Origin of the sequence: Brevundimonas aurantiaca (genome assembly GCF_014199955.1) — a bacterium.
In the GTDB taxonomy this organism is placed as follows: domain Bacteria; phylum Pseudomonadota; class Alphaproteobacteria; order Caulobacterales; family Caulobacteraceae; genus Brevundimonas; species Brevundimonas aurantiaca.
The window spans coordinates 758,312-781,855 of record NZ_JACHOQ010000001.1 but is presented as its reverse complement, the minus strand read 5'-3'; the positions used below and the strand labels follow the sequence as shown (position 1 = coordinate 781,855).

Sequence of the window (23,544 nt, the reverse complement as noted above, 5' to 3'; positions counted from 1 at the left end):
AGGTCGCCAAAACATGTCCGACTCTCGCGCCGCCTCCCTTCGCGCGCTTCTCTTCGCCTCCAGCGCCGCCGGCATGCTGGTCGCCGCCCCCGCCATCGCCGCTGACGCGACCGCCGAAGACGGCGTGGTCGTCACCGCCGATCCCCAGCAACAGCCCGCCAACCTGGGCACGATCGACGTCAACGGCCAGCTGAAGAAGCCTGCGCCGGTCAGTCCCGAATTCGTCGCTCCCCTGGTCGATACGCCCCGCGCCGTGACCGTCATTCCCCAGGCGATCATCGAACAGACGGCGGCCTCGTCGCTGCAGGACCTGTTGCAGAATTCGCCCGGCATCACCTTCGGCGCCGGCGAGGGCGGTCAGCCCCTGGCGGACCGTCCCTTCATCCGCGGCCAGTCGTCCGGCAACAACATCTTCGTCGACGGTCTGCGGGATACGGGGGGCCAGCAGCGCGAAGTGTTCAACCTGGAACAGGTCGAGGTGATCAAGGGGCCGGACGCCGTCTATTCCGGCCGGGGCTCGGGCGGGGGCAGCGTCAATCTGAGCTCCAAATCGCCTAAACTGAACGCCTTCAACAACTTCAGCGCCGGCGTCGGGACGGACGGCTATGTCCGCGGCACGATCGACGCCAATATGCCGCTGGGTGAAACCGCCGCCCTGCGGATCAATCTGATGGGCGCCCAGGGCGACGTGCCCGGCCGCGACAGCGTCGATTACGACAAATGGGGCCTGGGCGTCAGCCTGGGCGCGGGCCTGGGAACCGGCTCGTCCATGGTCTTCAGCTACTATCATCTGACCGGCGATCAGACGCCGGACTACGGCATTCCGCTGTTCACCAAGATCCAGTCGCGCACGACCGACAGCGGCGTGCTGGACGTCCCCTATGGCAGCTTCTACGGGCTGAAGGCGCGCGACTATCTGACCAATGAGGTCGACAGCTTCACCTTCAAGGCCGAGCACCGCTTCAGCGACCTTCTGACGATCCGCAACGTCAGCCGCTATGCGGAGACGCTGAACGACTACATCGTCACCAACCCCGGCGACGGCGGCTATGTCGGCCGCGCGGCCGACGGGACCTATTGGATGAAGCGGGGGACCAAGACCCGCTGGAACCCCGTCACCACCCTGGCCAATGTCACCGACCTGTACGGCCGGTTCGAGACGGGGGCGTTCAAACACAGCTATGACGTGGGTCTGGAGCTGACGCGCGAGCGGAACCGCAATGCGGCCTATTCGACCTACACCACCTCCGGCGCCGCCTGCCCGACGGGTCTGACCACAGTCTCCGGATCGAGGCCGACGGCGGCCAGCGCCCTGGGCGCCGACGACTGCACCCGCGTCTATGATCCCACGCCGGACGACGCCTGGACCGGCGTGATCAACCGTGGCCCGACCAGCTCCAACACCACCGAGACCATCGGCCTTTACGCCAACGACAGCATCACCCTGACCGAGCGGCTGATCCTGAACCTGGGCGTGCGGTGGGATCAGTATTCGGTGCGCGGCCTGAATGCGACGTCGAGCCAGACGGCCGGCGTCTGGACCACGGCAGGCTATACGGTCGTGCCCGAGCGGACCTGGGAGTTCACTAACTATCAGGTTGGTCTGGTGTTCAAGCCGACGCAGAACAGCAGCGTCTATGCGTCCTGGTCCACCTCCTCGACGCCGCCGACCATTTCGGCGGGCGACCAGAACGCCTCGGGCGGCACGGGCACGGTCGATGGCGTCGCCAACACCGTTCTGGATCCGGAAGACACCGAGAGCTTCGAGATCGGCGCCAAGGCAAATGTCTTGAACGACCGTCTCGCCCTGTCGGCGGCCGCCTTCCATCTGACCCGCAAGAACGCCCTGATCCTGGTCGAGCCGAACATCTTCCGTCAGGAAGGCGAGGTCGAGGTCACCGGCTTCGAACTGGGCGTGTCAGGCAGCATCACGCCGAAGTGGACCGTGTTCGGCGGCTATACCTACATGGACTCCGAGCTGACCAAGGCGGCCGTGGTCGTGTCGGGCACGCCGCCGGTCGCAAGCGTCAATCCGCTGCAAGGCCTGCCCCTAGCCAATACGCCCAAGAACAGCGCGAGCCTGTTCACCACCTATCGCCTGCTGCCCAAACTGACGATAGGCGGCGGCGTCTATTACACCTCCAAGTCCTGGGGCGGAAACCAGGGCGGGGCCGGCGGCGGGAACAACCGCGTCTATGCGCCCGAATGGACCCGCGTTGACGCCTTCGCCACCTATGACCTTTCGGACCGCGCCAGCCTGCAGCTGAACGTCAAGAACGCCACGGACGAGGAATACATCATGCGGACCAACGGGGTTCACCATGCCGACCCCGCTCCGGCGCGTCAGGCCATCCTGGCCTTGAACCTGCGCTTCTAAAGGCCTCTATCCCCGGCCTATAACTGGCGGCTCCGTCCTCCGGCGGGGCCGCCTTTCTTTTCAGCGAGAGCGACGTGCTGCTGCAAATCCCCGAAGTCTTCTCCAAGGCCGAAGTGAAGGCGCTGCGCGAGCGGCTGGACGCCGGACCGTGGGCCGACGGAAACATGACCTCCGGCCACCAGTCGGCGACGGCCAAGCGGAACCAGCAGCTGCCGGAAGACTCCGACGTCGCCAAGGAGGTCTCGGCCCTGATCGTCCAGGCCCTGAACGCCAATCCGATGTTCGTCGCCGCCGCCCTGCCGCACACGATCTTTCCGCCGCTTTTCAACCGCTATGAGGGCGGGGGCGAGTTCGGCCTGCACGTGGACAACGCCATCCGCCAGCAGCGCGGCGGCGGGTCAATCCGTATACGGAGCGACCTGTCGGCGACCCTGTTCCTGTCCGAACCTGAAGACTATGACGGCGGCGAACTGATCATCGAGGAGATGTACGGGCCGCAGTCGGTCAAGCTGCCGGCCGGGGATCTGGTGCTTTATCCGTCCAAGAGCCTGCACAAGGTCATGCCGGTGACGCGCGGGGCGCGGGTCTCGTCCTTCATGTGGATGCAGAGCCTGATCCGGGACGACGGCGACCGCGAGATGCTGTTCCGCCTGGACGTGGCGACCCAGCGCGTGGCCCTGGAGAAGGGGCCGAAGGATCAGGCGGTGATCGAACTGACCGGCGTCTATCACAATCTGCTGCGGCGCTGGTCCGAGGTGTGACGTCCCGACCGCCCCGTCTGTGACCCCAGGGTCGCAGTCCGCTTTATAAGGTCGCAGGGCTGAACCAAGGCGGGGCTGGTCTATTGTGACCGGGATGTTCCAAGACGCGCCCCCCGCTCCGCCCGCCCAATTGTCTGAAATCACGGTGACGGCGGCCCGTCTGCCGCCCGCCGCCGCCGACGCCGCCTTTTCGGTGGTTCGGCTGGATCAAACCGTGCTGGAGCGGTCCGTCCGGCTGGACGAGGCCCTGCGGACCGTGCCCGCCGTGTCCCTGTTCCGCCGCACCTCCAGCCTGGCCGCCAATCCGACGACCCAGGGGATTTCGCTCAGGGCCATCGCCCCGTCCGGCGCGGGGCGGACCTTGGTGACGCTGGACGGAGTCCCGCTGAACGATCCGTTCGGCGGCTGGGTGATCTGGTCCCAGGTCGCGCCGGAATCGCTGGAGCGGGTGGACGTCGTGCGCGGCGCGGGCGCGGGGCCCTACGGCGCCGGGGCCCTGACCGGGACCATCGGCCTGACGGAGCGGGCCGGCGGCGGGGTGCTGGACCTGTCGGTGGCCGAGCGCGGCGGGGCGCGGGCGGCGGGCTCGGGATCGACCATGCTGGGTCCGGTCGGCGTGACCCTGTCGGGCCTGTACGAGACCAGCGACGGCTATACGCCCGTGCGCGGTGCGGCGGCCGGTGCGGCGGATCAGCCGCTGGACCTGGACAGCCGCAGCGCCGCCCTGCGGGTCGATGCGCCGCTGGACGGGGTGAATCTGCAAGGGGCGAACCTGTCTCTGCGCGCGGCGACCTGGGAGGAGGATCGGGGCTCCGGTCTGCTGAACGCCCGGTCAAACGCCAGCGGCCACAGCCTCAGCGCCACGGCCGCCAAGGCGCCTACCGTCGACGGCTACGGCTGGCGGCTGCAGGCCTGGCGGATCGAGAGCGACTTCGCCAACAGCTCGGCCTCGGTGGCGGCGGACCGGTCGACGACGACCCCGGCCAATGATCAGTACAAGACCCCGGCGACCGGCTGGGGGCTGAACGCCGCCCTACGCCGTCGCGTGGCCGAGATCGCGGGCGGCCGGCTGGAGTGGGAGGTCGGCGCCGACGCCCGCTTCAACGAGGGCGCGACCAATGAGTTCTTCAGCAATCCCACCGGCGCGGGCTTCGCGCGGGGACGGCGCGCGGGCGGCGAGACCTCGGTGGCCGGGGCCTATGTGGACGGGTCGTGGACCGGCGGGGCTTGGCTGGTCGCGGGCGGTCTCCGCTACGACCGGTGGAAGAACGAGGCGGGCTTCCGCTACGAATACACGCTGGCGACCGGGGCGCCGATCCTGGACGAGACCGACGAGGACCGGTCGGGCGAGGTGGTCAGCGCGCGACTGGCGGCGCGGCGCGATCTGGCCGCCTGGCTGGGCGAGGGTTACGCTTGGCGGGCGGCGGCCTATTCCGGCTTTCGGCCCGCGACCCTGAACGAACTGCACCGGCCTTTCCGGGTCGGCAACGACATCACCGAGGCCAATGCGGGGCTGGAGCCCGAGACCCTGCGCGGGATCGAGACGGGCCTGGCCTTCGACCGGAGCGGCGTCGCCTGGGGGGCGACCGTCTTCTGGAACGAGATCGAGGACGCCATCGTCAATGTGACGATCGGCGAGGGACCGGCGACCTTCCCGCGCGCGGGTTTCGTGCCGGCGGGCGGCGTGCTGCGCCAACGCCAGAACGCCGGCACGATCAAAGCCTGGGGCCTGGAGCTGAACGGTTCGGTCCGGGCGAGCGAGGCCCTGGCGCTGAACGCCGCCCTGTCCTGGACCGACGCCGAGGTGGACGGCGGCGCGGCGGCGCCCCAGCTGACGGGCCTGCGTCCGGCCCAGGCGCCGGAATGGAGCGCGACGGCGGGGGTCGACTGGCGGGCGACGGATCGGCTGAGCCTGGGTCTGGCCGCGCGCTACGAATCGGCCCGGTTCGACGATGATCTGAACAGCCGCACCCTGGACCCCGCCGTCGCCCTGGACGCCCGCGCGGAATGGTCGGCCGGGGACGGGGTGATGATCTGGGCCGCCGTCGACAATGCTTTCGACGCGGATGTGGAGGTGTCTATGACCGGGTCCGACGTCGCGGGCTACGGCCCCCCGCGCACGGTGCGGGCCGGGGTCAGGTTCAGCTACTGACGATCTCTGCGCGACAAATTCGCCGCATCGCTTGCTATTGAAAATGGTTCGCAACAGTGGCACAGCCGTTCCGTGACTGAACTCGCCGCTCAAAATCAGATCGAGCCGACCTCAAGGGGTGCGAAAAAGCCGAAGGCGGCGCTGAACGGCGCGCGGTCCTTCTGGCTGAAGCAGCTGCATTCCTGGCACTGGATTTCGGCGGCCGTCAGCCTGGTCGGCATGATCCTGTTCGCGGTCACGGGCATCACCCTGAACCATGCGGCCTCCATTCCGGCCGAGCCGGTGACGGTCGAACAGACCGCCACCCTGCCGGCGCCCCTGCTGCAACGGCTTTCGGCCTATCCGCAGGAGACGACCGAACCGGTTCCCGACGCCGTCGCCCGCTGGTCGGCCGAGGCCCTGAAGGTTCAGATCGCCGGGCGGCCGACCGAGACGACGCCCGAGGAGATCTACGTCGCCCTGCCGATTCCCGGCGGCGACGGCTGGCTGACCATCGACCGGGCGACGGGCGAGGCGGTCCATGAAAAGACCACGCGCGGCTGGATCGCCTATCTGAACGACCTGCATAAGGGGCGGAATGCGGGGACGGTCTGGTTCTGGTTCATCGACGTCTTCGCCGTCGCCTGCGTCATCTTTGCGGTGACGGGGCTGGGGCTGATGTGGCTGCATGCGCGCGGCCGTCCCTCCACCTGGCCCCTGGCGGCGCTGGGCCTGCTGATCCCCGTCGTCATCGCCCTGATCTTCATCCATTGAGAGTGTAACGGATGCGTCTTCTCCCCATCGTCGTCACCACCGCCGGCCTGACCCTGGCCGCCGCCCCGGCCCTGGCGGCGGATCTGTCGGTCACGGTCGAAGTGCCGCGGCTGAACACCGCCTCCTATCACCGGCCCTATGTGGCGGTCTGGATCGAGAAGCCGGATCAGACGGCGGTTCAGACCCTGGCGGTCTGGTACCAGCAGACCCGCAACAATGAGGGCGACGGCAAGGACTGGCTGAAGGACCTGCGGACCTGGTGGCGCAAGGGCGGCCGGGCCATGAGCCTGCCCGCCGACGGGATTTCGGGCGCCACCCGCGCGCCGGGCCGCCAGACCGTCAACGTCCCCGCCGCCCGCCTGCGCGGCCTTCAGCCCGGCCAGTACAATCTGGTGGTCGAGGCGGCGCGCGAACTGGGCGGGCGCGAGGTGGTGCGCGTGCCCTTCCGCTGGGGCGGCGCCAATACCGCCGACGCCTCCGGCTCCACCGAACTGGGCGCCGTGCGCGTCACCGTCTCACGCTGAGGAACAGACCCATGAAAAAGACCGTCGCGCTTCTGGCCTTCGCCGCCGCCCTGGCTGCGCCCATGGCCGCCCAGGCTCACCGCGCCTGGATGGCGCCGACCTCGACCAGCCTGTCGGGCGCCGACGCCTGGGTCGGTTTCGATGCGGGCATGTCCAACGGGGTCTTCATCCCCGACCACGCGGCCATGCGGATGACCGGCCTGGTGGTGACGGCGCCCGACGGCTCGACCGTCCAGCCCGAACATCTGATGCAGGCCCAGTACCGCACCACCTTCGACGTCCATCTGACGCAGAACGGCACCTATAAGGTCGCCAACGTCATGAGCGGGATCATGGCCAGCTACACCCTGAACGGCGAGCAGAAGCGCTGGCGCGGGACGGCGGCGGAATATCCGGCGGCCCTGCCCGAAGGCGCGACCGAGGTGCAGGCCACCCGCACCGCCAGCCGGATCGAAACCTTCGTCACCCTGAACAATCCGACCGACACCGTGTTCAAGACCACGGGCGAGGGACTGGAGCTGGTCCCCGTGACCCATCCGAACGATCTGGTCGCCGGCGAGGCCGCCAGCTTCAAACTGCTGAAGGACGGCCAGCCCGCCGCCGATCTGGACGTGACCGTCGCGCGCGGCGGCCTGCGCTATCGCGACAATCCCGAGGAGATGACGGTCAAGACCGGCGCCGACGGCGTCTTCACCGTCACCTGGCCCGAGGCCGGCATGTATTGGCTGAACGCCTCGGTCCGCACCCCGGCCCAGGGCGAAACCCTGGGATCGAACGCCAACTATGTGGCGGTGATGGAAGTCCTGCCCTAAGCCGCTGGGCATGTCCGACACGCCCTTTTCGCGCGGTTCGCGCGCCGCCCCGCCCGTCCTCACCCTGGGAGACCCGGTTCCGCTTGCGGACCGGGTCGACAACCGCGTCCTGATCCCGCCGGTCGAGGGGCCGCCGCCCCGACCGCCCGGCGATCATATCCAGGCGCTGGACGGCCGGACCATGGGCACGACCTGGAGCGTGCGCGCCATCGGGCCGCGCGGCCTGACCGAGGCGGCCCTGCGCGAGGCGATCGAGCGGGAGCTGGCGACGGTCGTGGCCCTGTTCAGCCCGTGGGAGCCGTCCAGCGAGATCAGCCGGTTCAACGCCGCCCCGCCCGGCATGTGGGCGGTGTCCCAGCCGTTCTGGGACCTGGTCGATGCGGCCATGGACCTGGGCGACGAGACCAATGGGGCGGTCGATCCGACCCTGGGCGCCCTGGTCGACCTGTGGGGCTTCGGCCCGCCGGGGCCGCGCGGCGCCCTTCTGCCCCTGCCCAGCGACGAAGAGGTCGAGGCGGCCCTGAAGGTCAGCGGCTGGGGACGGCTGCGGATGAACCGCGAGGCGCGCGGCCTGATGCAGCCGGGCGGAATGAAGCTGGACCTGTCCGGCATCGCCAAGGGCCATGCGGTGGACCGGGTGTCGGACGCCCTGACGGCCCTGGGCGCGACCTCGCACCTGGTCGAGATCGGCGGAGAGCTGAAGGGGCGCGGGGTCAAGCCTGACGCCCAGCCCTGGTGGGTGGAGATCGAGCGGGTGGAGGGCGACGCCTCGCCCCGCACGGTGGCGGCCCTGTTCGACCTGGCCATGGCGACCAGCGGCGACTATCGCCGCGCCTTCCGCCATGAAGGGCGGCTCTATCCTCATACGATCGACGGATCGACGGGGCGGCCGGTCAGCAACAATCTGGCCTCGGTCACCGTGCTGCACGCCTCGGCCATGAAGGCCGACGCCTACGCCAGCGCCCTGACGGTCATGGGGCCGTTCGAGGGGCCGGAGTACGCCGAAGCGGTCGGCTTGGCCGCCCTGTTCGTCGAACGCACCCCGCGCGGCCTGGTCGAGCGGATGACCCCGGCCTTCAAGGCCATGATGGAGGATGGGGCGGAGGCGGCGCCGGGGTGACGCACGATCCGTCCCGCTGGCTTCTGGCCCTGGCGGCCGTCGGCCTATGGCTGGTTCTGATCGGCCTGATCGTCTGGCGCGAGCGCCGGGCGAAGGCGGCGGCGCGCGCCCGCTCCGAGGCCCTGGCCGGAGACGGGAAGGAGACGGTGCTTGTGGCCTTCGCCAGCCAGACGGGGCTGGCCGAGGACCTGGCCTGGATGACCGCCCGGGCCTTGCAGGACGGCGGCGTGGGGGCGCGGGTCCTGTCGTTTGCGGACCTGGAGCCGGCGACGCTGAAGGCGGCGGGCCGGGCCCTGCTGATCGTCTCGACGACGGGTGAAGGCGATCCGCCCGACAGCGCCGCGCGGCTGGTGCGCAAGGCCATGGGGGCGCCGGCCGACCTGGACGGGCTTCGCTTCGGCCTGATGGCCCTGGGCGACCGCAGCTATGATCAGTTCTGCGGCTTCGGCCATGCGGTGGACGGCTGGCTGAGGCGCTCGGGGGCCGAGCCCCTGTTCGATCTGGTGGAGGTGGACGCCGGGGACGCGGGCGCCGTGCGCCACTGGCAGCATCAGTTGAACCAGATCACCGGCCGGGTCGCGGCGCCGGACTGGACCCCGCCCGCCTATGAGCCCTGGCGGCTGACGCAGCGGACCCTGATCAATCCCGGCAGTCCGGGCGGCGAAGCCTATCATCTGGTCTTGGAGCCGGTCGGGACGGCGCCGCCCTGGTCGGCCGGGGACATCGCCGAGGTGGGGCTGCCGGAACGCGACGGCGTGACGCCGGGCGCGCGCGAATATTCGATCGCCTCGGTGCCGGCGGACGGACGGGTCGAACTGGTGGTGCGGCTGATGCGTCGGCCGGACGGAACGCCCGGCCTGGCCTCGGGGCGGCTGACCCAGGACCTGGCTGTGGGCGAAACCATCGACATGCGGGTGCGGACCAACCGCAGCTTCCACGGCCCGGAGGATCAGACGCCGATGATCCTGATCGGCAACGGCACGGGGATCGCGGGGCTGAGGGCGCATCTGAAGGACCGCACAGCCCAAGGGGGCGGCGCCTGGCTGCTGTTCGGCGAACGGACCCAGGCCCACGACGCCTTCTTCGACGCCGAGCTTCAGGCCTGGCTGGCGTCCGGCGTTCTGACCCGGCTGGACCGGTGTTTCTCGCGCGATCCGGGCGACGGCCGCTATGTGCAGGATCTGGTCGCGGCGGCGGCGCCTGACGTCCGCGCCTGGGTGGACCGGGGCGCGGCCCTCTATGTCTGCGGCAGTCTGGAGGGGATGTCGCAAGGGGTCCATGCGGCCCTGGAGGCGGCGCTGGGCGCGGAGGCCCTGCTGACCCTGCTGGAAGACGGCCGCTATCGCCGGGACGTCTACTGAAAAGGAGATCAGCGCCGCCCGACCGTTGGGTCTGCCCGACCGAACCGGAAGCGGCGCCGTCGAACACCCGCCGCCGGGCCGTCGACCGGCTGTTCGTCTTCGACGCGGCCTCGCTGGACGCCGGATGATCCGAATCGGGGACGGCGTCGTAAATCGTGGCGTCCGAGGGCGGACTTCCCCTAAAAGACGCCTTTCGTTTTCCGGATTGGACCGCTCCGCCTCATGACTGAATCCCCGCCCCGGATCGGAGGAATGGACGTCCAGGGCCAGAACGTCCAAGGACTGGGCGATCCCGAGGACCCGATCGTCCTGCTGATCGGTCCGCCCGAGCGGCTGTCGGCGGACGGCCGACGGTGGGTGCGGGCCCTGGTGGAGGCCGGCCGTCACGTGCTGCTGGCCCCGCTGGACGAGGCGGACGGGGAGGGGGCGGCGGTCGCCCTGCGCGCCCTTTTGACCGAACTGTCGTCCCGACCCGCCGTGCTGTGTTCGGCCCAGACCCTGGCGGCGGTCCATCCGGCCCTGGTCGTGACCGGTCCGGCCCTGGTCAGCTGTCTGATCGTGGTCGGGGCGGCGCCGGATGCGGCGACGCCCGCAGACCTGCCGCGGCTCGATCTGGAAGCCGAACCGGCGACCGAGGCGACCGAGGCGGCGCTCCTGGGCTTTCTGGAACGCCATGCGCCGCGCCAGGCCCTGCATTATCAGGCCGGGTCGGACGCCCGGACCCTGCGCGACGCCCTGGGCTGTTTCGCCACCGGGGTCACGGTGGTCACCACCCTGGATGAACAGGGCCAGCCGGTGGGGCTGACCGCCAACTCCTTCTCCTCGGTGTCGCTGGACCCGCCCCTGATCCTGTTCTGCCTGGCGCGCAGTTCGTCCAATCTGGAGCGGTTCAGAAGGGCCGAGCATTTCGCCATCAACGTCCTGCACATCGGCCAGCAGCCGATGTCGGGCGTTTTCGCCCGGTCGTCGACCGAACGGTTCGACGGCGTCGCCTGGGAGAGCTGGGACACCGGCGCCCCCATACTGTCCGGCTCCCTGGCCAGCTTCGAATGCGCCACCCATCAGGTGGTGGAGGCGGGGGATCATCTGGTCTTCATCGGCCGGGTCACGCGCGCCCGGTTCGAGCCCCGCCGCGATCCCCTGCTCTATTTCCGGGGCCGTTACCGGCGGCTCCATTTCGCCTGAGCCGCGCCCGACCCGGTTCGCATCCCGGTTCACAACGGGCGGTCGGATCGCTATCTCAGGCGCCAAATCAAGAGGAAGCCCGCCATGTCCCCCGATCCCGCCCAAGATCCCGTCGTCATCGTCTCCTACGCCAGAACCCCGATGGGCGGATTCCAGGGCGTGCTGTCGGACGCCAAGTCCACCGACCTGGGCGCGGCGGCGGTGAAGGCGGCGCTGGAGCGGGCGGGCCTGGCGCCGGACAAGGTCGAACAGATCATCATGGGCTGCGTCCTGCCCGCCGGCCTGGGCCAGGCGCCGGCGCGTCAGGCGGGGCTGGGCGCGGGCCTGCCGATCTCGGCCGAGGCGACCACGATCAACAAGATGTGCGGCTCGGGCATGCAGGCGGCCATGATGGCCCACGACGCCCTGCTGGCCGGCTCGGCCGAGGTGATCGTGGCGGGCGGCATGGAGTCCATGACCAACGCCCCCTATCTGATGCACAAGCACCGGGGCGGCGCCCGCATCGGCCATGACGTCATTTCCGACAGCATGTATCTGGACGGTCTGGAAGACGCCTATGAGCCCGGCAAGCTGATGGGCCAGTTCGCCGAGGACACGGCCAAGGCCTATCAGTTCACCCGCGAACAGCAGGACGCCTATGCGGTCGAAAGCGCCGGCCGGGCCAAGCGCGCCCAGGACAGCGGCGACTTCGACGCCGAGATCACGCCGGTCGAGGTCAAGACGCGCAAGGGGGTGGCGGTCGTGGACCGCGACGAACAGCCGACCAAGTCCGACCCGTCCAAGATCCCCAATCTGAAGCCCGCCTTCGGCAAGGACGGCACGATCACCGCCGCCTCGGCCGCCTCCATCTCGGACGGCGCGGCCGCCCTGGTGATGATGCGCCAGTCCACGGCCCAGGCCCTGGGCCTGACCCCCATCGCCCGCGTCGTCGCCCAGGCCGCCCACGCCCACGAACCCAGCCTGTTCACCACCGCCCCGGTCTTCGCCCTGCAAAAGGCGCTGAAGAAGGCCGGCTGGACGCCTGAGGACGTCGATCTGTGGGAGGTCAACGAGGCCTTCGCCATCGTGCCGATGATCGCCATGCAGGAGCTGGGCGTCCCCCACGACAAGATCAACGTCAACGGCGGCGCCTGCGCCCTGGGCCACCCGCTGGGCGCCTCCGGCGCCCGCGTTCTGACCACCCTGCTGTCGGCCCTGAAGGCCCGCGGCAAGACCCGGGGCATGGCCGCCCTGTGCATCGGCGGCGGCGAGGCGACGGCGATGGGGGTGGAGCTGGTTTAGGGGGCGGGGCGGACCGACCGATGGTCCGCCGACGGCGACAAGAGACTCAGTGGGCGGCGCCCACGGGCAGGTGGTTCTTGTCATGCCGACCCACCTTGTCGATCAGGGTCCGCCCGGCCTCATTCATTCCGATGAGATCGACCTGCGCCCCCTGACGGCGATAGCGGAACACGACCTTGTCCACGGCGGCCACGCCGGTCAGATCCCAGAGGTGGGCGTCGGTCATGTCGATCTCGACGCGGGTCGGTCGGCCGTGATGTTCGAAGGCGGCGGCGAACACGTCGGCCGAGGCGAAAAAGAGATTGCCGGTCACCCGGTATCGCAACACGCCCTCTTGCGACGTCTCGATCTCCTCCACGCGAACGGTCTTGCCGACCTTACGCATGAAGAAGACGGCGGAGAGGATCACGCCCAGGACCACGCCCTTCGACAGGTCGTGGGTGACGACCACCGTCGCTGTCGTGGCGATCATCACCACAGAAGACTGAAACGGCGTGGAGCGCAGTTTCAACACTGAACCCCAGTCGAAGGCGCCGATCGAGACCATGATCATCACCGCCACCAGAGCCGCCATGGGAATTCGGGCGACCCAGTCCTGAAGCACCAGGATCAGAAACAGCAGGAACAGGCCGGCCCATAGGGTGGACAGGCGTCCGCGGGCTCCGCTGGTCACATTGATGATCGACTGGCCGATCATGGCGCAGCCCGCCATGCCGCCGAACAGGGACGAGGCGATGTTGGCCATGCCCTGTCCGCGCGTCTCTCGGTCCTTGTCCGACGGCGTGTCGGTGATGTCGTCCAACAGATTGGCGGTCAGCAGGCTTTCCAACAGGCCCACAAAGGCCAGGGTCGCAGCCACCGGACCGATGACGGTCAGCGTCTCCCAGGTCAGCGGCACGTTCGGAATATGGAACATCGGCAGGGCCGAGGGCATCTGGCCCATGTCGCCGACAGTGCGGACATCAAGCCCCGTCAGGATCACGAAGGCGCTGACGGCGACGATGGCGACCAGCGGAGACGGGACCGCCCTTGTGATCCTGGGCAAGCCGTAGATGATCGCCAGGGCCGCGCCCACCAGGGCGAAGGTCTGCCAGTCGGCGCCGATCAGTTCAGGCATCTGCGCCAGGAAGATCAGGATCGCCAGGGCGTTGACGAAGCCGGTCATCACGCTGCGCGAGACGAACCTTATGTAGCGACCCAGCTTCATCAGGCCGATGAGGATCTGAAACACGCCGGTCAGCAGCGACGCCGCGAACAGATATTCCAGCCCGTGATCGCGCACGAGCCCGACCATCAGCAGGGCCATGGCGCCGGTCGCCGCCGAGATCATGGCCGGGCGACCGCCGACGAAGGCGATGGTCACCGCGATCACGAAGCTGGCGTACAGGCCGACCGCCGGATCGACCCCGGCGATGATCGAAAAGGCGATGGCCTCGGGGATCAGGGCCAGGGCGACGACGGTCCCCGCCAGCAGATCACGGCGTGGGTTGGCGAGCCATTGCTGGCGCACGGACGCAACTATTGTCATTGAGATTTCAGTGGGGATGACCCAAGGCTTGGGTCGGTTTCCTGACGGATCGGCGGTCAGGATAGCCACCCGCCTCCTAGCTGTAGGGGCAGGTCCAAGGTGAGGCCTCCCTCATGCCTTCAAGCCGCGCGTGAAGCAAGGGCGAAGCCCGACCGTCTTCGAGCCGTCCTCGCGGTCGGTCCTAGGCCGCGAACGCCTGTTTCATCGGCGTCACCGTGCCCTCGGGCCGTTTCACCGGCAGGTTGAAGCTGACCACCGTGCCGACGCCGGGTTCGCTTTCCAGCATCAGGCGGCCGCCGTGCATTTCGATCAGGGACTTGGTCAGGGCCAGGCCCAGGCCGGTGCCCTGGGTGGTCTTGGAGTGCTGGCCTTCCACCTGTTCGAACGGCCGGGCCAGGCGGGCCAGGTCTTCGGGGGCGATGCCGATGCCGGTGTCGGCGCAGGAGACCTTGACCCGCGCCTGACCGTCTTCGCCTTGCGTCGCCGCCAGGGTCAGGGTGATCCGCCCGCCGGCGGGAGTAAATTTCACGGCGTTGGAGATCAGGTTCAGCATCACCTGTTTCAGCCCGCGCTGGTCCGCCTCGATATCGGGCAGATCCTCGCCCACGACGCTCAGGGTCAGGTCCGCCTCCTGAACCTTGCCGCGCATCAGCCGAACCGCGTCCTCGCACACCCCCTTCAGCGACACCGGCTCATAGTGCAGGGTCATCTTGCCGGCCTCGATCTTGGCCATGTCCAGGACGTCGTTGATCAGGCTGAGCAGATGCTGGCCCGACTTCAGTATGTCGGCGGCGTAACCCTTGTATTTATCGCCGATGGGACCGAACAGCTCGGCGGCCATGATCTCCGAAAAGCCGTTGATGGCGTTCAGCGGCGTGCGCAGCTCATGGCTCATATTGGCCAGGAACTCGGACTTGGCCTGGTTGGCGGCCTCGGCCCGGGTCATGGCGATCTCATATTGGCGCGCCAGCTGGGACAGCATTTGCTGGCTGGATTCCAGCTGGGCGACGGTGCGGCTCAGGTCTTCGACGGCGCGGCGGCGTTCGGCCTCTTCGCGCTTGATGGCGGTGATGTCGGCGGCGGTGACGACCGAGCCGCCTTCTGAGGTGAAGCGTTCGGCCAGCTGCAGCCAGCGGCCGTCGTGCAGTTCGACCTCGCGCAGGCCCGCCCGCCCGTCGGAGGGGGCGTGTTCGGCCTTGATCGCCAGGGCGGCGATCCGGTTCAGCTCGTCCTTCAGCGCACCGCGCCGGACCACGCCGGGGGTGAAGGCGAAGGCGTCCTCGAAGCCCTGGTTCCACAGGATCAGGCGGCCGTGGCGGTCGAACAGGACGAAGGCGTCGGAAATGCTCTCGACCCCGTCGCGCAGGCGGCTTTCGGCGGCCTGGGCGGCCGCCTTGGCGCGGCGGGCCTCGGTGATGTCCAGGGCCACGCCCAATATGGCGGAAAAGCCGACCTCGCCCCGCGCGCCGCGGGCCTGTCCCCGCGCGTCGATCCAGCGGGTGCGCCCGTCCTCGGCCGCCACGGGGAAGGTGACTTCGAAAGCGCCGTAGGCTGCCGCCTGCTCCAGGGCGTGGCGGACTTCGTCGCGGAAACGGGGATGGATGCGGGCCATGACGTCCTCGGCCCGCACGACCCCGCCGCGTTCGAAGCCGAGCAGGGTCGCCATATAGTCGGACAGGGTGACTTCCTCGCCCGCCAGGTCCCATTCCCAGACGCCGCACCGCGCCGCCTCGACCGCGACCCGGAACCGCCGCTCGGACGAGGCCCATTCCCGGCTGGCCCTGGCGCGTCGCAGGCCCTGGATCAGATAGAGGATCAGCACACCCAGACCCAGCAGCACGGGGGCGATCAGCACCCAGGCTTCGTCCATCAGCCCGCCGCCCTCGGCCTCGGGATCCAGCACCGTCACATAGGGGCCGCCCGGCGCGATCGGCGCGGCCGCGACCGCCCCGCCGCCCCGCGCGGCGCGGGGCGTGGTCAGGGACGGCAGGTCCTTGGGCTCCACCCCGATCAGGGCTTCAACCGGCCGCCCCGTCTCGCCCGGCTGGGGCGAGGCCAGGACGCGGCCGGAGGCCGAGACGATCCGATAGGGGGGCGCAGGCGGCAGGTCCTGGGCCACATGGGCCTCCAGCCGCCGCCCGCCCGCCTGGGGTCCGGCCAGGGTCAGGGCGCCGGGCTTGCGCGCCCCTTGCGCCGCCACCAGGGCGCCCGAGGTGTCGACTACGGAAAAGCTGACGTCGGGCGCCGCGCGTCGCGCCGCCTCGACCGCCGCCAGGGGGGCGGCGTCCTGTCCCAGGACGGGGGCGGCGGCGTCGAAGCCGGTCTGGGCGGCCTGGATCTGGACGGCGATCCGGCTGGCGGCCAGTTGGGCGTTCAAGGCCAGGTTTTCGTCACGCAGACGATGGGCCTCGCGGCCGGGCTGGCTCAGATGGCGCGACATCATCAGTGCATAGCCGGTCGCGCCCAGGGCCAGGACCAGGACGCCGATGCGGATCCAGGCCGGGGCGCCGACGGGGGCGTGGTCGGAGGCGCGTCGTCCCCGTCCTTGCTGCCGCCGCTCCATGCCCCGCAAGTCGCTCTCCCGCCAAAATGCCGCTGATCAGGCGAATCTAGGCTGCGTCGCGGATTCCTGTCGAGACTTGGTTAACGGTTTCTGGCCCGTCAGGCGGCGACGGCTGGGGATTGCGGCGACGTCTGCGCCTCCTGCGCCACGGTCACGACCGGATGAAGGGCGCTGCGGGCCTGGCGCGCCAGGTCCAGCACGGCGGGCGGGGCGTCTTCGGGCGCCTCCGCCGCCAGGGCGATCAGGCTTTCGGCCAGCCGCATCAGCTGGGGCGCCGCCGTGATCAGGCGCGCCTGAAACTCGATCCGTTGCGGATCGCGGTCGTATTCGGCGCCGGGCACACGCCAGCCGCCCCAGTCGGCGGTGTCGGTGACGACCACGGGATAGGTGCCGGGCTGAGGGTGGTGCAGACAGTCTTCCTCGGCCTGCCACTTGTTGCGGGCGCGCAGCACGCGCCAGACGCCCAGGTCGCGGCCCGCCCCGTCTTCAGCGGCGGTCATCAGTTCCGAAGCGGCGAACTCCCGCCCCAGGCCCACGTCATAGGTGACGCGCACGGGCTCTTCGAACCCCTTGGCCCAGACCGGTTGGACCTTTTCGATCGTCGCCCAGGCGCCGACGCATTCGACCCAGACCTTCTGCCCCTTCTGAAACTGCGCGCGCGCCATAGCTGTTCTCCGGCCCATTTAGCCGGCTAAGGATGGTCGGCCCGCCTTAGCTTAGAGTAACCGGACAGCGTTAACGCGAAATGCTCTCCAGGGCCTCGCCGGCATACCGCTCCTTCACCCGCGTCGATAGGTCGCCCAGGGAGATCACGCCGACGATGCGGCCGTGCTTGTCCACCACGGGCGCGCGCCGAATCTGGCGCGAGGCCATCAGGTCCAGCACAGACTTCAGATCATCGGTGTCCAGCACGGTGTGCGGATCGCGCGTGATGTATTCGACGATCGGGGCGGTGGGGGCGGCCCCGGCGGCCAAGGCGCGGACCACCAGGTCGCGGTCGGTCACGGCGCCGATCAGCCGGTCTCCTTCGGCGACGGGCACGAAGCCGAAGTCGCCGCGCGCCATCCGTTCGGCCACCGCCTGGATCGTATCGCCGGGGCGCGCCAGATGGACGTCGCGGGTCATCACGTCGCGGATCTTCATCACGGGCCTTCCTTGTCTGACTGTCGCGCTGAAAACCCGTCGCCGGCGTCGCGGTTCCGGCCTTAAGGCGTCCGTGCAGGAGGCAGGTCTTTCGCCGCACGGACCAGCTGCACGAACTCGGCCCGGTCGCCATAGGGATCGTCGCCCCGCGCGCCTTGGGCCTGTTCGACGATCTGATCCCAGCCGTAGTCGGCCGCCATCCAGGGATCGTCCCTCAGCTTCTGACCGAAGGCCGCGACGGCCATGGCCCAGCGCGTCGATTCCGGCGCCTGGGCGCCGACGGGGCCGGTCGCCCGGTTGGTCAGGGGCTGCTGGATCAGCTCGGACCGGCTCTGGCCCGGCTGTTTGTAGCGGATCTGGATGAAGCCGATCTCGCCGTTCGGATCGCCGCCGCCGATCCCGATCCGATTGTCGGGATAGCGCCGCTCAGGGACCTGGGTCGCGCCGCCGACGGGGGTGATTTCATAGAGGGCGGTGACGCTGGCGCCGGAGCCGACCTCGCCCGCGTCGATCCGGTCGTTGGCGAAGTCTTCCTCGTTCAGCAGCCGGGTTTCATATCCGATCAGCCGCCATTCGGCGACGCGGGCGGGGTTGAACTCGACCTGAATCTTGACGTCGTCGGCGATGGGGAAGGCGCCCTTGTCGAAGGCGGGCCCGAACAGACGCCGGGCCTCGCGCAGACTGTCGACATAGGCCGCGACGCCGTTGCCCGCCTGGGCGATGGCCTGCATCCGCGCGTCCTGATAGTTGCCCCGCCCGAAGCCGTAGACCGACAGATAGATTCCCGTCTGGCGCTTGTCGGCGACATAGTCCTCCAGCCGCTTGTCGTCGGTGACGCCCACGTTGAAGTCGCCGTCGGTGAACATCAGGATGCGGTTGACCTTGTCGCGGGCGAAGTTCGCCTGGGCCTGATCATAGGCGTTGGTCATGCCCGTCGCCCCCGCCGTGCCGCCCGAGGCGTAAAGGCTGGCGACGGCGCAGCGCATCTTCAGCTTCTGATCGCCCGGCGTCGGGGCCAGGGTCGTGCCGGCGCCTTCGGCGTAATAGGTGACGGCCAGGCTGTCCTGGGGGCGCAGCCGGTCGATGGCCAGGTTCATCGCCTTCTTGGCCAGGTCCAGCTTGTCGGGGCTGTTCATCGAACCGGAGACGTCCACCAGGAAGGTCAGGTTCAGCGGGCGCTGCTCGCCCTGCGGCAGCTCATAGCCTTGCAGGCCGATGTGCACGATCTGACGCCCCTCCGCCCAGGGCGAGGCGGCGACCGCCGTCGTGATGGCGAAGGGCCGGCTCCGGCTGGTCGGCCGGGCGTAGTCATAGTCGAAGGCGTTGATCAGCTCCTCGACCCGCACGGCGTCCCTGGGCGGCGCACGACCCTCGTCGATGAAGCGCCGAACGTTCGAATAGGAGGCCGTGTCGACGTCGATGGAGAAGGTCGAGACCGGCTGATCGCTGGTCCGCTTCACCGGATTGGGCGTCGCATCGGGGTAGCGTTCGGTGTCGGCGGGCGCGGGCGCCGGGGTGATCGGCGAAACCCGAAACCCGGTCACGCCCACGCTGCCTGTCGTCACAGCGGGCGGCGCAGGCGCCGGCGGGGGAGGCGGTGGAGGCGGCGGAGGCGGCGGCGGCGCGCTTGGCGCGCCATTGGCCTGAATCCGCGAGCCCGTCACCACGATCGGCGTGGCGAAGGATCGGGCGACCTCGCGCTGCGTCTGGGGCAGTCGAAAGCCGAAGGGGGCGCAGGCGGCCGGGGTGGGCTCGCCGTCCAGGGCCTTGCCCGAGGATGCGGGTCGGGTTTGTGCCTGGGTTTGGGCGAAGGCGGGGGGCGCCATCGGCGGCGCGGCGAGCGACACCCCCAGGGCGGCGACGGCGGTGATCCTGAAGAGACGCGACATGGTTCCTCCCTCACGTGTTTGCGTCACTCGGCGGGCGGGCTGGGGCGAAACTGTGGCGCCGCGGCCGCCGTTCGTTCGTCGAACAATGATTGTGTCCTCGGCGCCATCTCGCAATCTGCGCCGAGCCTCCCCACAATGGGAGCCTAGCTTCAGGGGTGCAGTATGGCCGAGCCGGCGTCGGGATTGGATTTGGGGGCGGCGGCGGCGCTGCTGGCGGCGGGGGTGATCGCCGTGCCCGTGTTCAAACGGGTCGGCCTGGGCTCGGTGCTGGGCTATCTGGCGGCGGGCCTGGCCATCGGTCCGTTCGGCCTGAAGCTGTTCCGCGAGCCCGAGACCATTCTCCACGTCGCCGAGTTCGGCGTGGTCATCTTCCTGTTCATCATCGGCCTGGAGATGCGGCCCAAACGCCTGTGGGGACTGAGGAAAGAGATATTCGGCCTGGGCGCGGCCCAGGTCCTGTTCTGCGGCCTGATCCTGACGTTGACCGCGATGCTGGCCGGGTTCTCCGCGCCCGTCGCCTTTGTCGGCGCCATGGGCTTCGTCCTGTCCTCCACCGCCGTCATCATGCAGATGCTGGAAGAGCGCGGCGCGATCGCGGGCGGACCGGGCCAGCGCGCGGTCTCCATCCTGCTGCTCGAAGACCTCGCCATCGTGCCGCTTCTGGCCGTCGTCGCCGTCCTGGCCTCGGTCCTGGGCGTGGCGAACGAACAGGCGCCGCCCCTGTGGCAGACCGTCGGCTTTGCGGTGGCGGCGGTCGGCGGGGTGCTGCTGGCCGGCAAATATCTGGTCAATCCGATCTTCCGTCTTCTGGCGCGCTACGGCGGGCGCGAGGTGATGACGGCTGCGGCCCTGCTGGTCGTCGTCGGCGCCGCCTGGGCCATGTCCCTGGGCGGTCTGTCGATGGCCATGGGCGCCTTCCTGGCCGGGGTCCTGCTGTCGGAGTCCAGCTTCCGCCATCAGCTGGAAGCGGATGTGGAGCCGTTCCGCGCCATTCTGCTGGGCCTGTTCTTCCTCAGCGTCGGCATGTCGCTGGACCTGTCGGTGGTGGTCGCCGACTGGCGTCTGGTCGTCGGCGGCGTGGTCGCCTTCATGGCGGTGAAGGCTCTGGGCATCTATGCCGTCGCCCGCCTGTTCAAGGCTTCGCACCATGAGGCGGTGGAACGCGCGGCCCTGTTCGCCCAGGGCGGCGAGTTCGCCTTCGTCCTATATGGCGCGGCGGTGACGGCCGGTCTGTTCGACGCCCAGGTCGGGGCCATGATGTCGGCCATCGTCATCCTGTCTATGGCCCTGACGCCGCTGACCAGTCTGCTGACCCAGCGTCTCCTGCCCAAGCCGACCTTGTCGGCCGAAGATGCGGACGGCGTGGAATTCGCCAAGGATCTGCGCGGGCAGGTGCTGATCATCGGCTTCGGCCGTTTCGCCCAGGTCGTGTCCCAGCCCCTTCTGGCCCGCGACGTGGACGTCTCGATCATCGAGAACGACGTCGAGATGATCCAGGCCGCCTCCCAGTTCGGCTTCAAGGTCTATTACGGCGACGGCGCCCAGCTGCATACGCTGCGGGCGTCCGGCGCCGATGAGGCCGAGATCGTCCTGGTCTGCGTGGACAAGCCCGAGGTCGCCGACCGCATCGTCGAACTGGTCAAGTCCGAGTTTCCGACGACCAAGATCATGGCCCGCGCCTTCGACCGGGGCCATTCGATGCGGCTGATCCAGGCCGGAGTGGACTATCAGATCCGCGAGACCTTCGAATCCGCCCTGAAGTTCGGCGAACGCGCCCTGGTCGAACTGGGTATGGACGAGCATGAGGCGGCCGAGACCATCGGCGATGTCCGCCGCCGCGACGAAGCACGGCTGGACCTCCAGCTGACCGGCGGCATTACGGCGGGCCGCCAGCTGATGCGCGGAAACATGCCGACGCCGCAGCCGGCCCCCTATATCAAGCCGCGCCGCGAGGGCCGGCTGCTGAACGAGGAGGAGGCGGGTCCGTCCGTCCCGGCGACCGAGGACGAACCCGTCGCATCTTGAGCCCTATTGGGCGACCTGATAGCGGGCGCCGATCAGTTCGGCCCGGGCGCGCAGCCCCGGGTCCTGGGACACGGCGGCGGCGATGGCGTTGAAGCGATCCACGGCCAGGCCCGAGCCCTGGACGGCGGCGGTCAGCTGGGCGCTCTGCTCGGGCGTGGCCTGGCCGTTCTGCACATTGGCGGTCACGGCGCGAATCTTCTCCATGGCCTGGACGAACTGGGTCAGTTCGGCCTCGCTGACGCCGGCGGCGACGGAGCCGGGGACGGGCGGCGGCGCCTTCATGGCCCTGATCCGGGCGTCGATCACCGGATTGTCCGCAGCGGCGCGCGAAATGGCGTTGAAGCGCACGACCTCAAGCCCAGAATCCTGGACCGCAGCGGCCATTTCCGCCTGCTGTTCCGGCGTCGGCTGGGCGCCGTTCAGGGTGTCGCTGACGGCGCGGACGCGGGTGATGGCGGCGTCGTATTTGCGCAGTTCTTCATCGGTGAAGGTCGAAGGATCGTTCGGATCGGCCGGGGCCGCCTGGGTCGGCGTCGTCTGGCCGGAGGAGGGTTGATAGGGCGTGGCGGTTTGGGCCTGGGCCCCTGCGGCCGTCAGAAGGGCGGCGGCGGAGACGAGAAGGGCGAAACGGGGCGCGCGCATCATGCGTGGTCCTTTCGGTCTGGCGTCCACGAAAGCCGTCAGTGACGACGACGACGCAATCACGCCGTCACTCGCCCGCGACGGTGGAGCCTTGAAGGGAACAGGAGGGCGGGGAGCCCGCCTAACCTAGGCGTTCGCGCCACGATCGCCACCCCGTCGGGCTGGAGAGCCGATCAAGGATGCGTTAGACGGTCGTGATCTGCGCAAGGGTCATCCGTATGAAACGTCTCGCCATCGCCGCCCTGGCGGTCCTCGCCGTCGCCGTCCCCGCCGTCCAGGTCGACGCCTGGGGCAATACGGGGCACCGGCTGATCGGGGTGGCGGCGATGCGGGCCCTGCCGGACGACCTGCCCGCCTTTCTGAAGACCCCCGGCGCCGTCGCCGACGTGGGCGAACTGGCGCGCGAGCCCGACCGCTGGAAGGGCGCGGGCCAGCCGCATGACCGCGAGCGCGACACCGCCCACTTCATCGACCTGGACGATCAGGGGCGGGTCTTCGACCAGCGCGGCATGAGCTTGACCGCCCTGCCGCGTCTGAAGTCAGAGTATGACGCCGCCCTGACCCAGGCGGGCCTGGACGTCGATGACGCCGGCTATCTGCCCTACGCCATGATGGACGCTTGGCAGAACCTGGGCCGCGACTTCGCCTATTGGCGCGTGCTGAACGCCGCCGAAAAGCGCGAGACCAATATGGAGCGCCAGGCCTGGTACCGCGCCGACCGCATCCGCCGCGAGGCCCTGATCCTGCGCGACATCGGGGTGATGGGCCACTATGTCGGCGACGGCTCCCAGCCCCACCATACGAGCATCCACTACAACGGCTGGGGCGACTTTCCGAACCCGGAAGGCTTCACCAATTCGCGCCAGACCCATGCCCTGTTCGAAGGCGCCTTCACCAGCCGCGTCGCCCGCCTGGACGCTGTCGAGGCCGCCATGCCCGCCGCCGATCTGACGGGTTTCGACGTCAAGGCGCGCACCGTCGCCTATCTGACGACGACGCTCGGCACGGTCGTCCCCTTCTATCGACTGGAGAAGGCGGGGGCCTTCCGCGACGCCGACCCGCGCGGCGCGGCCTTCGTCAACGAACGGCTGGCGGCGGGCGCGGCCGAGCTGCGCGACTTCATCGCCGCCGCCTGGACCGCCTCGGCCGACGCCTCCATCGGCTGGCCCGCCGTCAAGGTCGCCGAGGTCGAGGCCGGAACCGCCGACCCCTGGCTGGCCCTGGTCGGCGAGGACTGAACCTGGTTATCCGCTCATCCCGGCGAAAGCCGGGACCCAGACCTTTGGGCGCTTCGATCTTGAAAGCGGCGCTCGACCTTTCGTCCGACGCATTAGAGCATGATCGTTTCGGACGGAACCGCTTCGCGGTTCCGACAGAAGCGTGAATCATGCTCGCTTTAATCTGGAGCCTGATTCACGGCTTCAGCGG

The 23,544-nt window shown here is 69.3% G+C and carries 18 protein-coding genes and 1 other annotated feature; of the genes, 12 read left to right on the top strand and 6 right to left on the bottom strand.

All coding sequences use genetic code 11. The features are described 5' to 3' along the window. The first annotated feature begins 13 nt into the window (after window positions 1-13). The 10 genes from GGQ93_RS03790 (at window position 14) to GGQ93_RS03745 (ending at window position 12,326) form a co-directional block, all read left to right on the top strand. On the top strand, window positions 14-2,377 hold the full coding sequence (locus tag GGQ93_RS03790) for a TonB-dependent receptor (RefSeq protein ID WP_183215169.1): 2,364 nt from the start codon (window positions 14-16) through the stop codon (window positions 2,375-2,377). 74 nt (window positions 2,378-2,451) lie between these two features. Beyond that, window positions 2,452-3,138 carry a Fe2+-dependent dioxygenase gene (locus GGQ93_RS03785; protein WP_183215168.1) on the top strand — a complete coding sequence of 229 codons (687 nt, stop codon included), beginning with the start codon at window positions 2,452-2,454 and terminating at the stop codon, window positions 3,136-3,138. A gap of 94 nt (window positions 3,139-3,232) precedes the next feature. Further along, the gene (locus tag GGQ93_RS03780) at window positions 3,233-5,290 is read left to right on the top strand and encodes a TonB-dependent receptor (RefSeq protein WP_183215167.1); all 2,058 of its coding nucleotides are present in this window, start codon (window positions 3,233-3,235) and stop codon (window positions 5,288-5,290) included. A gap of 72 nt (window positions 5,291-5,362) precedes the next feature. After that, window positions 5,363-6,043, top strand: a complete 681-nt coding sequence (locus GGQ93_RS03775) for a PepSY-associated TM helix domain-containing protein (protein ID WP_183215166.1) — start codon at window positions 5,363-5,365, stop codon at window positions 6,041-6,043. Between the two features lie 11 nt (window positions 6,044-6,054). Next, entirely contained in the window at window positions 6,055-6,567 is a 513-nt protein-coding gene (locus tag GGQ93_RS03770) for a DUF2271 domain-containing protein (RefSeq protein WP_054763967.1), read from the top strand. Between the two features lie 11 nt (window positions 6,568-6,578). Beyond that, window positions 6,579-7,379 (top strand): DUF4198 domain-containing protein, encoded by an 801-nt coding sequence (locus GGQ93_RS03765; protein ID WP_183215165.1) that lies wholly within the window; start codon window positions 6,579-6,581, stop codon window positions 7,377-7,379. Window positions 7,380-7,389: 10 nt separating this feature from the next. Next, entirely contained in the window at window positions 7,390-8,499 is a 1,110-nt protein-coding gene (locus GGQ93_RS03760) for an FAD:protein FMN transferase (RefSeq protein WP_183215164.1), read from the top strand. Then, the gene (locus GGQ93_RS03755; RefSeq protein ID WP_183215163.1) at window positions 8,496-9,860 is read left to right on the top strand and encodes a sulfite reductase subunit alpha; all 1,365 of its coding nucleotides are present in this window, start codon (window positions 8,496-8,498) and stop codon (window positions 9,858-9,860) included. Before GGQ93_RS03760 ends, GGQ93_RS03755 begins: the two co-directional genes overlap by 4 nt. 222 nt (window positions 9,861-10,082) lie before the next feature. Continuing rightward, window positions 10,083-11,045, top strand: coding sequence for a flavin reductase family protein (locus tag GGQ93_RS03750; RefSeq protein ID WP_183215162.1), 963 nt, complete (start codon window positions 10,083-10,085; stop codon window positions 11,043-11,045). Between the two features lie 84 nt (window positions 11,046-11,129). After that, window positions 11,130-12,326 carry an acetyl-CoA C-acyltransferase gene (locus GGQ93_RS03745; RefSeq protein ID WP_183215161.1) on the top strand — a complete coding sequence of 399 codons (1,197 nt, stop codon included), beginning with the start codon at window positions 11,130-11,132 and terminating at the stop codon, window positions 12,324-12,326. Window positions 12,327-12,372: 46 nt separating this feature from the next. On the opposite strand, the gene GGQ93_RS03740 is transcribed toward GGQ93_RS03745, so the two are convergent. From GGQ93_RS03740 to GGQ93_RS03720, 5 genes are all read right to left on the bottom strand, one after another. Further along, window positions 12,373-13,854 carry a SulP family inorganic anion transporter gene (locus GGQ93_RS03740; protein WP_183215160.1) on the bottom strand — a complete coding sequence of 494 codons (1,482 nt, stop codon included), beginning with the start codon at window positions 13,852-13,854 and terminating at the stop codon, window positions 12,373-12,375. A gap of 35 nt (window positions 13,855-13,889) precedes the next feature. Then, window positions 13,890-13,953, bottom strand: a sequence feature (sul1 is cis-regulatory element that is thought to sense ions involved in sulfur or methionine metabolism; They are found in Alphaproteobacteria). Between the two features lie 82 nt (window positions 13,954-14,035). Beyond that, complete coding sequence (locus GGQ93_RS03735; RefSeq protein WP_221233561.1) at window positions 14,036-16,417, bottom strand: PAS domain-containing sensor histidine kinase; 2,382 nt, start codon at window positions 16,415-16,417, stop codon at window positions 14,036-14,038. Window positions 16,418-16,515: 98 nt separating this feature from the next. Beyond that, the gene (locus tag GGQ93_RS03730) at window positions 16,516-17,082 is read right to left on the bottom strand and encodes a hypothetical protein (protein WP_183215158.1); all 567 of its coding nucleotides are present in this window, start codon (window positions 17,080-17,082) and stop codon (window positions 16,516-16,518) included. Window positions 17,083-17,152: 70 nt separating this feature from the next. Next, window positions 17,153-17,560 (bottom strand): CBS domain-containing protein, encoded by a 408-nt coding sequence (locus GGQ93_RS03725; RefSeq protein ID WP_152948888.1) that lies wholly within the window; start codon window positions 17,558-17,560, stop codon window positions 17,153-17,155. A 62-nt stretch (window positions 17,561-17,622) separates the two neighbouring features. Further along, complete coding sequence (locus GGQ93_RS03720) at window positions 17,623-19,449, bottom strand: vWA domain-containing protein (protein WP_183215157.1); 1,827 nt, start codon at window positions 19,447-19,449, stop codon at window positions 17,623-17,625. Window positions 19,450-19,611: 162 nt separating this feature from the next. Here GGQ93_RS03720 and GGQ93_RS03715 point away from each other — a divergent pair, with 162 nt between their 5' ends. Next, on the top strand, window positions 19,612-21,474 hold the full coding sequence (locus GGQ93_RS03715; protein ID WP_183215156.1) for a monovalent cation:proton antiporter-2 (CPA2) family protein: 1,863 nt from the start codon (window positions 19,612-19,614) through the stop codon (window positions 21,472-21,474). Window positions 21,475-21,477: 3 nt separating this feature from the next. Here the strand turns inward: GGQ93_RS03715 and GGQ93_RS03710 are convergent, their stop codons facing one another. Next, the gene (locus GGQ93_RS03710) at window positions 21,478-22,119 is read right to left on the bottom strand and encodes a DUF4168 domain-containing protein (RefSeq protein WP_260171136.1); all 642 of its coding nucleotides are present in this window, start codon (window positions 22,117-22,119) and stop codon (window positions 21,478-21,480) included. Window positions 22,120-22,334: 215 nt separating this feature from the next. Here GGQ93_RS03710 and GGQ93_RS03705 point away from each other — a divergent pair, with 215 nt between their 5' ends. After that, on the top strand, window positions 22,335-23,354 hold the full coding sequence (locus tag GGQ93_RS03705) for a phospholipase C/P1 nuclease family protein (RefSeq protein WP_183215155.1): 1,020 nt from the start codon (window positions 22,335-22,337) through the stop codon (window positions 23,352-23,354). The last annotated feature ends 190 nt before the right edge of the window (window positions 23,355-23,544 follow it).

What these genes read in the sequence shown, in the direction of transcription:
- GGQ93_RS03715 (WP_183215156.1), top strand. Translation starts at nt 19,612, where the DNA reads ATGGCCGAGCCGGCGTCGGGATTGGATTTGGGGGCGGCGGCGGCGCTG.
- GGQ93_RS03705 (WP_183215155.1), top strand. Translation starts at nt 22,335, where the DNA reads ATGAAACGTCTCGCCATCGCCGCCCTGGCGGTCCTCGCCGTCGCCGTC.
- GGQ93_RS03730 (WP_183215158.1), bottom strand. Translation starts at nt 17,082, where the DNA reads ATGGCGCGCGCGCAGTTTCAGAAGGGGCAGAAGGTCTGGGTCGAATGC.
- GGQ93_RS03765 (WP_183215165.1), top strand. Translation starts at nt 6,579, where the DNA reads ATGAAAAAGACCGTCGCGCTTCTGGCCTTCGCCGCCGCCCTGGCTGCG.
- GGQ93_RS03740 (WP_183215160.1), bottom strand. Translation starts at nt 13,854, where the DNA reads ATGACAATAGTTGCGTCCGTGCGCCAGCAATGGCTCGCCAACCCACGC.
- GGQ93_RS03770 (WP_054763967.1), top strand. Translation starts at nt 6,055, where the DNA reads ATGCGTCTTCTCCCCATCGTCGTCACCACCGCCGGCCTGACCCTGGCC.
- GGQ93_RS03735 (WP_221233561.1), bottom strand. Translation starts at nt 16,417, where the DNA reads ATGGAGCGGCGGCAGCAAGGACGGGGACGACGCGCCTCCGACCACGCC.
- GGQ93_RS03725 (WP_152948888.1), bottom strand. Translation starts at nt 17,560, where the DNA reads ATGAAGATCCGCGACGTGATGACCCGCGACGTCCATCTGGCGCGCCCC.
- GGQ93_RS03780 (WP_183215167.1), top strand. Translation starts at nt 3,233, where the DNA reads ATGTTCCAAGACGCGCCCCCCGCTCCGCCCGCCCAATTGTCTGAAATC.
- GGQ93_RS03790 (WP_183215169.1), top strand. Translation starts at nt 14, where the DNA reads ATGTCCGACTCTCGCGCCGCCTCCCTTCGCGCGCTTCTCTTCGCCTCC.
- GGQ93_RS03745 (WP_183215161.1), top strand. Translation starts at nt 11,130, where the DNA reads ATGTCCCCCGATCCCGCCCAAGATCCCGTCGTCATCGTCTCCTACGCC.
- GGQ93_RS03750 (WP_183215162.1), top strand. Translation starts at nt 10,083, where the DNA reads ATGACTGAATCCCCGCCCCGGATCGGAGGAATGGACGTCCAGGGCCAG.
- GGQ93_RS03710 (WP_260171136.1), bottom strand. Translation starts at nt 22,119, where the DNA reads ATGATGCGCGCGCCCCGTTTCGCCCTTCTCGTCTCCGCCGCCGCCCTT.
- GGQ93_RS03760 (WP_183215164.1), top strand. Translation starts at nt 7,390, where the DNA reads ATGTCCGACACGCCCTTTTCGCGCGGTTCGCGCGCCGCCCCGCCCGTC.
- GGQ93_RS03720 (WP_183215157.1), bottom strand. Translation starts at nt 19,449, where the DNA reads ATGTCGCGTCTCTTCAGGATCACCGCCGTCGCCGCCCTGGGGGTGTCG.